This window comes from Micromonospora sp. DT48 (assembly GCF_049844495.1).
Classification (GTDB): Bacteria; Actinomycetota; Actinomycetes; order Mycobacteriales; family Micromonosporaceae; genus Micromonospora.
This window is the reverse complement of record NZ_JBNCLE010000012.1, coordinates 232,108-243,347: the sequence shown is the minus strand read 5'-3', so window position 1 is coordinate 243,347 and position 11,240 is coordinate 232,108. Positions and strand designations below refer to the sequence as shown.

Below are 11,240 nucleotides of genomic sequence, written 5' to 3'. Positions count from 1 at the left end.
CTTGCGCCTCCACAGAGGCCAAACTCGTCTCGAAATCCCTGGTCAGCAGCCCGTCAGCCGACTACGCAATCGCCCTGGGTTCAGACGAGGGTGCGACGATCGCCGAGATGGTCGCCACCCCGCAGATCATGAGTACGAGGGCGACGGCACCGATCCAGATGATGCGCAGAGGCTGGTTCTTCACGCCTCGATTTTGCTGAGCCGAGCCAGGATTCCTCGCCGGCCGGTCAGGCGGGATGTTCACCGGTTCTTCGGTACGAGCACCGTACGAATGTCGATTCCCGTCCACCGGTCCACAACAGACGATGGTCGGCCGTCCGCTCACCCGCGTCGAACGTCGCGGACCCGGACCGGATGGAGGAACGGGCATCGGCCCGAGAGAGGCCATGCGGATTACCCGGCATGCAATGGGATGAGTTGGCCGGCATGGAACACTCTCTGATCCATCTGTGCAACATCCAGGGATCGCGATAAAGAAAGTCCGCAAAACTACCCGCGATTGCGCTGCCAAACGTTGCGTTTCTCCTGCGTACTGGCATTTCATGGCTGCAGCGCGGCGGCCGGGTCTTCCCCCGAACCGGCCGCCGCGCTCCCCGTTTTCGGCCTGCCGGATGCGCCTGACCGAGCGGGACGGCCACGGGAGTCGGGACAGGACTTCGAGGCGGTAGGGGAGGCGTGTGGGGACATGGGCAGGCGGTGGAAGTGGTTCCTGCGGCCCGGGAAGGTCGCGCTGGATCTGACCGGGCAGGCGGTGCCGGACGGGGACGTGCCGGGGCGGTTCCGGCGGCTGACGGTCGAGCATGTCGTACCGGAGATGCGAGAAACCTCGCGCTGCGACGGCGCGCTCGTCTACGAGCGGCCCGAGGAACGGTCGGCGGTGCCGGGCCGGAACCAGCGTGCGAGCCGCTACGACCCGGGGCGTTCCGGCGGGAACCGGGGGAGGTTCGTGACGCCGGCCCATGCGACGCCGTCCGACGGTGAGCCGGTCGACGTCGCGCCTCCGGACGATCTCCTCGCCACCGTCGCCCAGCTCGAACAGGCAAACCGCCTGGCTGACCTGCATTGGCGCAGCCCCACGGAGGATCCGCGTACCCGCAGGTGCCCGCAGTGCCGCGCGGACGGCACCTGCCCCCGCGCAACCTGGGCCGACGCGATCCTCATGCGCTGCCTGCGCGCGTACCTGCGATGAACGCCTTCGACCTGTCGCCCGCGCAGATCCGCAACCGGCTGATCCTGCGGGCCCGGCAGGCGGCACTGGTCGCCGACCGACGGCGACAGCCAGTGCGGCACCCGCCCGGTCCCGGCGAGGCGGTGCCGGCGACGGCCCACCTGCCGGCCGTCCCGCGCGTGTCCGTCGCTGCGGGGGACGTGGTCCGACTCGCCGAGTCCGATCATCGGCACGCCACCGGTCCGCTCCGGCTGAGGATCGTCCGGATCCGGCCGGACATCAGCGAATGGTACGGGGGCGAGTGGCTGTGGCTCGAAGGCGTCGAGATCGGACCGGACGACCAGGACGGCCCGTTCCGGCCGGTACTGGCCCGGGCAGCCGTGCTCCAACTACCTGTGCAGGGAACGTACGGAAGCGCCGGCCGCTGAAAAGGACCTGCGTGCGTCTTCGTCCTCAGTCGGCGGTGCCTCCCAGGTCTGACTCGATGCGGTGCCGGAGTTCCATCGCCCGGGGGTCAGGAAACCTGGCCAATCGCTCGACCGCCTCGCCCCACCAGCGGCGTGCCTCTTCGGGACGGCCGGCGTCAGTCAGGGCCATCGCGAGGTGATCCAGCGTCAGAGCGAGCTGCCAGTCGTCGCCGAGTTGTCGGTGCACGGCCGCTGCCCGCACATGGAAGGCGATCGCCTGCTCCGGCTGTCCCAACTCCCGGTACGCCTCACCGGCACCGTCCAGCGCCATCGCCTCGCGGCTGCGGTCGCCCAACCGGCGCTGGATTGTCGCCGCGCGGTGCACCGCCTCCAGCGCTTCGGTGGGCCGACCCAGGCCGCGCAGCACCCGTGCGTACTCGACCAGCCAGTGCGCCAGCCACACCGGGCTGCCGCTTTCTGCGATGGTGAGCGCCGCCTCGATCGCCGCGCGGGCGTCGTCGATGCGCCCGAGTTCGCGCAGGACCATGCTGAGGAAGAAGAGCGAGTTTCCCTCCTGCCCACGGTCGTCGATATCCCGCTGCACCGCCAGCGCCTGGTCCAGCAGCGACACGGCGTCGGCGAGGTCGCCCAACTCGTACCGGGTTTCCGCGAGATTGCTCAACAGCAGGGCCCGCCAGCGCCGGTCGCCGCGCTCAGTGAAGATGTCGAGGCTCTCGCCGAACCAGGTCAGGGCGTCGGCGAGCCGGCGGTGCCGCAACGCCAGCAGTCCCAGGGCGTTGATCGACACCGCTGTGCCGTGCTCGTCGCCGATCTCCCGCCGGATCGCCAGCGCGGCCCGGTGGTGCTCCTCCGCCTCGGTCAACTGGCGGGCCTGGAAGTGGGCCTTGCCGAGGCTCTCCAGCGCCTCCGCCTCAGCACGCCGGTCGTGTAAGGACCGGGCGGCGGCGAGACCGGTCCGCGCGGTGGCGAACCACGCGTCGAAGGCGTTGCGGTGCATGAATACGCTGCGCAGCAGGACGGCCAGCTGCCAGGCGACCTGTGGCAGCTCGGCGTCCACAGCGGCATGGGTGGCGGCGACGAGATTGTCCTGCTCGGCGGTGAACCAGGCGTCGGCCTCCGCTGCCGTGTCGAAGCTCAGCGGCGTGACGTCGACCGGCGGGTCCAGCGGCACCGTCCGGTAGAACGGGAGGGTACGGCCCAGCGCCGCGTCGCACGTGTGCAGGTACCAGCTGAGCACGCGACCCAGCGCTGCCCGGCGACTCTGGTCGCTCTCCAGATGCCTGACCTGGTCCACCGCGTACGCGCGCAGCAGGTCGTGCAACTGGTAACGGCCAGGTGCGCTCTGCTCCAGCAGGTGAGCTCTCACCAGGGCGTCGAGTGGCTGCCGGACGGCCGACATCGGCAGACCGGCGAGCGCGGCGGCGGCCGGTGCGCTGAAGTCCGGGCCGGGATGCAGACCGAGCAGCCGGAACAGCAGGGCGGCCGAGGTGTTCAGGGCTCGGTACGACCACGCGAAGACCGTCCGTACGGCGTCAGCCTCCTCACCGTCGTCAGTGGTGAGGGCGTCCCACAGAGCCGACTCGTCGCGCAGATCCTGGATCAATTCGGCCAGCGGCATGAACGGCCGGCTCGCCGCCCGCTCCGCGGCGATCCGCAGCGCCAGCGGCAGCCTCGCGCACAGACGGGCCAACTCGACCAACTCGGCCGGATCGTCGTCGGCGCGGTACCCGGTTGTCACCTCGTGCAGCAACGTCACCGCGTCATCCTCGGACAGCATGCGCAGCGTGAGGCGGCACCCGCCGTCGCGGCTGACCAGACCGGAGAGCATGGTCCGGCTGGTGACGATCACCAGGCAGCTACTCGTACCCGGTAGCAGCGGGCGCACCTGGCGGGCGGTGGCGGCGTTGTCCAGGACCACCAGGACGCGCCGGTCAGCGATTCTTGAGCGATACAGCGCCTCACGGTCCTCACCGTCGGCCGGGATAGCGGATGACGGTACGCCGAGCGCCCGCAGGAAGCGGTCGAGCACTTGCTCCGGCCGGCTGGGCTGACCCGGATCGTAGCCACGAAGGTTCGCGTAGAGCTGGCCGTCCGGAAAGTGCTGGCGTACGGCGTGCGCCCAACGCAGCGCCAGGGCCGTCTTGCCCACGCCGGCGGTGCCGCAGATGACGACGAGGGTGGCCCGGACGGATTCGTCGGCGAGCAGCCGGTCCAGTGAGTCCAGTTCGTTGACTCGGTTGACAAAGCCGCGCACGTCGCCGGGCAACTGCCGGGGCGGCGGGTGCGTGGGCGAGGAGTCTCCGGAGTGGAAGTGCACCCCGCCGTACACGTCACGAGCCTGGACGAGATCGGCGGGCCCGGACAGCGCTGACCTGTTGACATGCTGCGGTCCTCGCTCGTCCGACGGTTGTCCGCCCGGTCCTCGTCCGGCCGGTCCTTGTGCGTCCGGTTCTTGTGCCTCCGCGCCCCGGTCGGTCATCGCTCAGTCCAGGCGTGGCGGCTCCAGCGGCGCTACCACTCGCGCGAAGTACTCGTCGAGCGGCTCACCGTCGTGGTAAAGGGACTCGATGAACTCCTGGCACCGCACCACCACACGTGGGTTCCGCCACCGCCGAGCCGCTTCGAGTATTCCGTCGGCGTCGTAGATCGCCTCGTACATCACGTCGGTGCCGAGGGTGTAGATCTCCGGCAGCGGGCCATCGACCTCCGCGGCGACGACGCGGTCGGGCCCCACCACGCGGGTCAGGCCGCCGTATTCGTGGCGGAGCCGCAGCACATGCAGCTCCCATTGCAGGTACGGCGTCAGCGGCTGTTGCACCACCCGCACCCGTCGAGTGGCGAACCCGCCGTCGGCTATGCGCCGGTAGTAGTCCTCAAACTCAGAACGTCGGGCGTCGAGAATCCGCAGCGACTCGTCCCACCGGCCTGCGGCGAACGCCTGCCAGCCCTCGTCATTGGGCTCCTTAAACGTTTGTTGTCGTTCGAGCTTCCAGAAGCCGGGCTGGCCGGTCGTCCAGAATCGCTTGTCGAAGTCGGCCCAGTAGGCGTCGAGGGCCAGCAGCTCGCCCGGGTCTCCGTCGAGGAGGTCATGCATCAGGGATGTCCACCTTCGCGGCGAGCATGGTCGATCGGGGGATGATGATAAGCCGCTCGCCGGGGTCGACGGAGACCCCTTCTGGCAGGCGATCTCGGTAGCTGTCGGTGAGGTCCTGCCCGATCACCGCAACATCGCCGTTGCTCAACTCCCAGATGTCGGGACAACTGCCGTCCCCGGACGTGTTGCCCAGCTCGTGTGAGGACTTGCCCCAACGACGGCTGAGCTGGGCAGAAGGATCCGCCTCCCACCGACGTGCGCTCATGACGCCTCCCTTCAAGATGCGCTGATCTGGTTACTCAGAGTAACATTCAGAGCCCTGAATTACATTCGGTAACTGACTTCGAGCATCATGGCGAACCGGGGAGCGCGGTATGGACGATCCGCTCATGCTCGCGGCGGCGACCACACTTGTCGCCTGGGTGACCACCAACCTTGCCGAGGGCGCCCGGTCCGCCGTGACCGGGCTGACTGACTTCCTTCGGCACCGGTTCCGACGGGAAGCCGCATCGTGGGAAACGGTCGAGGTCGCCCTACGGCAACCCACCCCCGACGCGGTCCATCGACTCGCGGCGCTCCTGCACCAGGAGGCCCGCCGTGACGCCACCTTCGGTGCCGAGTTCCGCGCACGCTTCGCAGAGGTCCAGGCGATCGTCGAGGACAACCACGGAGACGTGACGAACACGGTGTCCGGTGATGTCAGCGGGCCGGTGGTGCAGGCACGCGACGTCCACGGCGGCATAACCTTCGGCGGCACTCCCGTCTGAGGACAGGCACGATCTCGGCTACGTTCATTGCAGAGCCGCGAGCGTCTCGTCTGGTCGGTCGGACAGATGCGCTTGCTCGTAGAACCACTGCAGATGTTCCACGAGTGCCGTCGTGGTGGTGCTGTCGGCGAGGATCGAAATTGGAAAGCCAGGGCGTAGAGCGAGCTTCGCTGCAGCGATGTTCACGTCGGGGAGCTGGTTGAGCCGTTGCCGGAACTGCTCCCGCAGTGCGACATCCCCGAAGGGAGTGCGGTTGGCCAAGTGCTGGAATACCACCTCGACCTTCCCGCTCGGGTAGAGCGTCATCGGCCAGATATCGCCGTCCCGGTGGCCGCGCTCACGGGCCATGAGGAAGCAGGACGTCTCTGCCGCACCGCCGTAAAGCAGCGTGCCGCCCAACTCGATCCAGTGTTCAAGCAGCGTCAGCGTGGCCTCGACGACTGCCTTGTCCTGCAATAGGCCCAGTTGCTCAACGAAGCGGTCGGCAAGTGACTGCCCTTCACCGGGCCGTGGCCGGGGCATCCGCCGCGGCAGTTCATCGGGTGCCAACCCGACCAGCTGCGCCAGCTCGTCAAGGTCGATGCGCTGGGTCTGGTCGGCGCGACCGTGCTGGTCGAACATGACCCCTTCAGCTTGCAGTACCGCGACCGGGTCGTCCGTGCGTCCGTCTGGCCACCGGAAACCAGCGGCCATTGTTCCTTCGACCTGCAACACCCGGTGTGCGTTGGGTGCTGGCACGCTGCGCAGCCGGTTGCCGACAGGCTGCGGTGCGGTGCCGACCAGGGCGGCGAGGTCCCCATAGGTCGTCCAGGACCCGGCCGGTAGAGCGGAAAGCGCCTTGTCCATCAGATCCCAGCGCACCTCGGACTGGTCGGTCGCCTGTCCGGTGGGACCCGGCCAGACGTTGATGATCCGTTCGGCGAGAGCGTCGGCGCGTGCATGGATCTGGGGTCGACCCCAGCGTTCGCAGGCGACTATGTCCTGGGTCAGGCGTACGCCGCTCTTGGCGAGTTCGACCCGCTTGACCGCGAACGGGCTGTTGCCCAGTTCCACGTTGTATCCGGTCAGAGTGAGATTGCCCAAGGTGTGCTTGAGTGCCTCGTGTACCTCGTTGACGTTCTCATGCGGTTCGAGGTCTGCGGCGAGCATCCGCTGCCACTCCGGCCCGATCTTCTGTGGCAGGACGTGTTCGATGGTCAGCTTCTCGGGCAGGACCGGTTCCTTGCTGCCGTACGACTGCTCCAACCAGCGCAGCACCAGCGTGCGCTGCGACGCGCGGCCGTTGGTGTAGAAGGGTAGCGATCGCACCGCGTGACGTACGTCGGCGTCAGTCGCGTAGTACTTGCGACCGGCCGACAGGTAGGCGTGCACCGCCTGGTCAACCGGCTGGCTCTTGTCCATCTCCGTGACGATGGAGAGCAGGTTGCGATTGATGTTCGCGGTGGCCCGGCCGATCAGTAGTCGCCGGACGAGGAAGCTTTCCACGTACCGCATCGCCGACGCGACCTCTGCACTGGTCGCGGTGCCCAGGCTGCGACGGTCCAGCAGGTGCAGCAGGATCGGGTAGACGGTAGTGGTACCCCAGGCGTGTAGCCGTTGCAGTCGGAGTCTTACGTCCGGGTCCTGCTCCTTCTCCGGGCGCAGGATGAGTTCCAGCAGTGCGCCGAGGCGGGCGAACCTGCGTACCTCCGCCTCGATCTCGTCCTCCGTGCTGAGCCGGTCGAGCCGGGCCTGCTGTCGCGCGTACGTGTCGCCCTGAGTGATCCGTGGATCGGTGTGCACGAGATCCAGCCAGAACAGCACTTCCAACTCGGGTGAGCTGAGTCGCCGCTGCAACGGCAGCCAGTGCGCGTCGTAGACGGTCTTGCTGCGATTGGGTAGGCGCATGAACAGGTAATTGCGCAGCAGATCGGCCTGGGTGAGCTTGAGACCGGTGTTGTTCAGCGATTCGAAGATCCGGTAGACGTTGTCGTCGGCGTGCGCGACGACCGAGACCAGGGCCAGCCCGAAGATCACCGCGTCCTCCAGACGCTGCACCTGCGCCTGGTCGGCTGGCTTGAGCCGGTCGCGGAAGTATTGGTATGCGGCTCCGACGGCACCCCCACCGATCTGCGCTGAAGAGTCCACGCAGGCGAGATAGGCGTCAAGGTCGGCCTGGGTGGGGACAAGCTTCAACCGGCGGTGCGGAGTGTATTTGTTGATCAGGTATTGGTCGTTGAGCCGGTCGCGATGCTCGTCGCCCTCGGTGGCCACCCGATGATCACGGATCGCGCATAGCAGGATGGACAGGGTCGTTAACCGCTGCTGGCCGTCGACCACGAGGAAGTCGCCGATGCCGGCCGGGCCGTTGTTCGGGCTGGGCGCCAGCACCAGTGAGCCGATGAAGTGTGTCGTCTTGGGGTTCTCGGCTCGATCGTCGGCGAGCCGGGCAATGTCGTCCCAGAGACGTTCCAGCTGATGGTCCTGCCAGGAATACGTGCGCTGGTAGAGAGGCACCTGGTATTGCTTCGCGCCTTCGAGCAGGCCCTGAAGGGTGGTCTCGGCCGCTGCGACCATCGGAAGCTGTCACCTCATCGTTTCGGTACGTGATCAAGACAAGTTACAAAGGGTAATGCAGCACTCAACGCGGCGCGAAGAGGCGGCTGACCATGCCTGTGTGCCGGATCGGCCGAGGTCGTGCTCCTTCTGGTTCGGTTTGCACGGTGATCCGCGTGGCTTGCACCGGAGGTGTCGTGAATCTGACTCGTGCCGTGATCGTGCTTGTCGACCAGTTCGGCGCAGGTGAGGGGTGAGTAGCATGCGCCGGGTGATTCGCTCATGAGGCCGACGATTGCCGCCGACACCCTGCGCCGGACCCTCACCCAGTACCTGACAACCACCTTCGGCCTGACCGAAGAGGGCGTACGTCAGGGCTTGGAGGGCTTCCTCTCCCACCCGGAGCAGGGCATCTTCCGTGGCCCGTACCTGCGGATCCGCACCCCTTTCCGGCCGGCCGAGGGTGACTGGCGGGCGTGCCTGGACTGGGCCCCCACCGACTTCACGCCCTACCTGCACCAGGCGAAGGCGTTCGCCCGGCTGTCGACCAAAGGGAAGGCGGCCGAGCCGACGCTGATCACCACCGGCACCGGCTCGGGCAAGACCGAGTCGTTTCTGATCCCGGTGCTCGACCACTGCCGACGTCGACGGCAGCAGGGGATACCCGGTGTCAAGGCGATCCTGCTGTACCCGATGAACGCCCTCGCCACCGACCAGACCCAGCGCATCAACGAGCTGCTGTCCGATCCGGCGCTGGCCGGGGTGACCGCCGGCCTGTACATCGGCGACGTCGCCGCGATCGAGTACCCGCACGTGTTCACCAAGCGGTCGGAGATGCGCCGCACTCCGCCGGACATCCTGATCACCAACTACAAGATGCTGGACCTGCTGCTCCAGCGCGCCGACGACCTGCCGCTGTGGGAAAACGCCGAGCCGGCGTATGTGGTGTTGGACGAGTTTCACACCTACGACGGCGCGCAGGGCACCGACGTGGCGATGCTGCTGCGGCGCCTCGCCGCCGCCCTCGGCCTGGCCCAGCCGGACCGCCCGCTCGGGTCGATCTGCCCGGTCGCCACCTCCGCCACCCTGGGCGAGGGCGGCGGCCGGGACGGCCGCACCGCGATCCGCGAGGTCGCCGAACAGGTCTTCGGCGTCGCCTTCGACACCGCGTCGCTGGTGGGCGAGGACCGTTACGAGCCGGGCGAGTTCATCACCAACCAGGACTTCAACCTGCCGCTGCCCAGCCCCGAGCAGCTCGCCGCCGTCGATGACCGCGACCCGGAGCGGATGATGGCCGAGGTCGCCGAGATGGTGCTCGGTGAACCCTGCCTCGACAAACCCACCCGCCTCGGTGCGCTGCTGCGTCAGCACCCGTTGACCAAGGCGGTGCTCGGCTCGCTCCAGGACCGGCCGGGCACCCTGCACGAGATCATCGATGTGCTGCCACGCAAGAACGCCACCGGCTGGGGCAGCGCCATGAAGAGCCGACCCGAGGTCACCGTGAAGGCTCTCGCCCGGTTCGTCGGGCTGTTGTCCATGGCGCAGAACCCGGACGTGCCGGGCCGCCCGCTGCTCAACATCGAGACGCATCTGTGGGTACGTGCCGTCTCACGGCTGCTGCGCGGCACCTCCCACCAGGCTGGCTTCGGCTGGTACGGGGAAGCACCCCGGGAGTTGGACCCGTACGCACCCGACGTCGACGCGGTGGTCGCCGACAACCGCTACCCCCGGCTGCCCGCCGTCTACTGTCGGCACTGCGGCCGGTCCGGCTGGATGGCCCTGTCTCCGGAACGCGACCCGCAGGAGCTGGAGACCGACCCCGACAAGATCTACCGGGCTAGCGTGGGCCGGGACAAGCGCCGGGTCCGCGCGCTGATCGCCGCCACCGCCGACGAGATCGAGCAGCGGCCCAGCGGTCTGCTCGTCTTGGAGTTCGGCCGCCGGGTGCGCCCCTTCGATCCGCAGCGCGACCGGGAACAGAGCGACGACGCGATCGTCGTACTCGGCGACCTGTCCACGATCGACGCGGCCGAGAAGGACCGCTGCCCGTCCTGCCAGATGGATCACGGCATTCGGTTCCTCGGCGCCGGCCTGGCCACCCTCGCCTCAGTGGCGATCACCCAGCTCTTCACCGGCGGCGAGCTGGACGAGCGGGAGAAGAAGACGCTGCTGTTCAACGACTCGGTCCAGGATGCCGCACACCGTGCCGGTTTCGTGGCCAACCGGTCGTACGCCTTCTCCCTGCGCTCGCTGCTCGCCAGCCGACTGCGACCCGGGCAACCGGTCGGACTCGACGACCTCTTCGCCGAGATGATCGAGGAGGCGGTGAAGCCGGAGATCCTCTCCACCGTCGTCCCACCCGACCTGCACGACCAGCCCGGCGTCGACAGTCTGCTCGCCGGTGAGCACACCGGCAGCCGGGAAACCTGGTCGTTGATCAGTGAGCGACTCGTCTTCGCCACGGTTATGGAGACCGGTCTGCGCGCTCGGCAGGGCCGCACCCTGGAGTTGACCCGCAGCGTCGCGGTGGAGGTCGCGCTCGACGACCCCGCAACCGCTGTCGCCATCTGTCGGGACGTACACCTCACCGGTCCCGGGCAACTCGGTGCCGCACTGCCGGATGACGCGCGCTACCTCGCCTTCCTCCGTGGCATGCTGGAACGGCTGCGGACCCGAGGCGCGGTCTACCACGAGTGGCTTGTGCCGTACCTGCGTCGGGGTGGTGCCCGATGGCAGATCTGGGGTGGCCGTCCGGCCGGTATGCCCGCCTTCCCGAGGGGGGTGTCGGCACCGGCGTTCCTGCTGGCCTCCTCGAAGTCCCGCTCCGAGTTCGACGCCATCACCGCCCGGGGCAACTGGTACCAGGACTGGACGGCACGGTGCCTCGGCCTGGACCTCGGCGACACCGCCACCTACCTCACCCGCCTACTCCCGGCCCTCGCCGCCGCCGGCATCGTCGCTGCCGGTGACACCGAGGACGGCAACACGGTGTACGGGCTGATGCCCGGTCACCTGCGCGTCACCCGGCTCGACGACGCGCAGGCCGTACGCGCCGGAGTCGGCTGCGACACCTGTCACTGGCAGCAGACCGAGCATCCCGACCGGGTCGCCGACTGGGTCGGACAGCCGTGCCGGCAGTACCGCTGCCGTGGGGGGGGCCCAACCCCCCCCCCCCCCCCCCCCCCGGACCCCGAATAACGACCGCGGGACCGGGTCAGTTACAGGTGGAGGGGGGGAGCCCGCGCAAC

9 protein-coding genes are annotated in these 11,240 nt (G+C 68.3%); 5 read left to right on the top strand and 4 right to left on the bottom strand.

Annotated elements, in window-relative coordinates; genetic code table 11:
* The 3 genes from ACLQ2S_RS17095 to ACLQ2S_RS17085 all read left to right on the top strand — a co-directional run.
* A partial coding sequence (locus tag ACLQ2S_RS17095) for a hypothetical protein (protein WP_425702025.1) occupies positions 1–200 on the top strand: 200 nt, incomplete at its 5' end.
* Between the two features lie 485 nt (positions 201–685).
* The gene (locus ACLQ2S_RS17090) at positions 686–1,189 is read left to right on the top strand and encodes a hypothetical protein (RefSeq protein WP_425702024.1); all 504 of its coding nucleotides are present in this window, start codon (positions 686–688) and stop codon (positions 1,187–1,189) included.
* On the top strand, positions 1,186–1,596 hold the full coding sequence (locus ACLQ2S_RS17085) for a hypothetical protein (RefSeq protein ID WP_425702023.1): 411 nt from the start codon (positions 1,186–1,188) through the stop codon (positions 1,594–1,596). Before ACLQ2S_RS17090 ends, ACLQ2S_RS17085 begins: the two co-directional genes overlap by 4 nt.
* A 25-nt stretch (positions 1,597–1,621) precedes the next feature.
* On the opposite strand, the gene ACLQ2S_RS17080 is transcribed toward ACLQ2S_RS17085, so the two are convergent.
* The 3 genes from ACLQ2S_RS17080 to ACLQ2S_RS17070 all read right to left on the bottom strand — a co-directional run bounded on the left by ACLQ2S_RS17080 (position 1,622) and on the right by ACLQ2S_RS17070 (position 4,955).
* On the bottom strand, positions 1,622–3,925 hold the full coding sequence (locus ACLQ2S_RS17080) for an ATP-binding protein (protein ID WP_425702022.1): 2,304 nt from the start codon (positions 3,923–3,925) through the stop codon (positions 1,622–1,624).
* 153 nt (positions 3,926–4,078) lie between these two features.
* Positions 4,079–4,690 carry a DUF6879 family protein gene (locus tag ACLQ2S_RS17075; protein WP_155219642.1) on the bottom strand — a complete coding sequence of 204 codons (612 nt, stop codon included), beginning with the start codon at positions 4,688–4,690 and terminating at the stop codon, positions 4,079–4,081.
* A complete protein-coding gene (locus ACLQ2S_RS17070; RefSeq protein ID WP_155219639.1) occupies positions 4,683–4,955 on the bottom strand; it encodes a hypothetical protein in 273 nt (90 codons plus the stop codon). The genes ACLQ2S_RS17075 and ACLQ2S_RS17070 overlap by 8 nt, the downstream gene beginning before the upstream one ends.
* A gap of 109 nt (positions 4,956–5,064) precedes the next feature.
* On the opposite strand from ACLQ2S_RS17070, the gene ACLQ2S_RS17065 reads away from it, so the two are divergent.
* Complete coding sequence (locus ACLQ2S_RS17065) at positions 5,065–5,457, top strand: hypothetical protein (protein WP_155219636.1); 393 nt, start codon at positions 5,065–5,067, stop codon at positions 5,455–5,457.
* Positions 5,458–5,481: 24 nt separating this feature from the next.
* Here ACLQ2S_RS17065 and ACLQ2S_RS17060 read toward each other — a convergent pair whose 3' ends face one another.
* Positions 5,482–8,013, bottom strand: coding sequence for a GmrSD restriction endonuclease domain-containing protein (locus ACLQ2S_RS17060; RefSeq protein ID WP_425702021.1), 2,532 nt, complete (start codon positions 8,011–8,013; stop codon positions 5,482–5,484).
* 261 nt (positions 8,014–8,274) lie between these two features.
* Between ACLQ2S_RS17060 and ACLQ2S_RS17055 the strand changes: the two genes are divergently transcribed.
* Entirely contained in the window at positions 8,275–11,190 is a 2,916-nt protein-coding gene (locus tag ACLQ2S_RS17055; RefSeq protein ID WP_425702020.1) for a DEAD/DEAH box helicase, read from the top strand.
* Positions 11,191–11,240 lie beyond the last annotated feature (50 nt).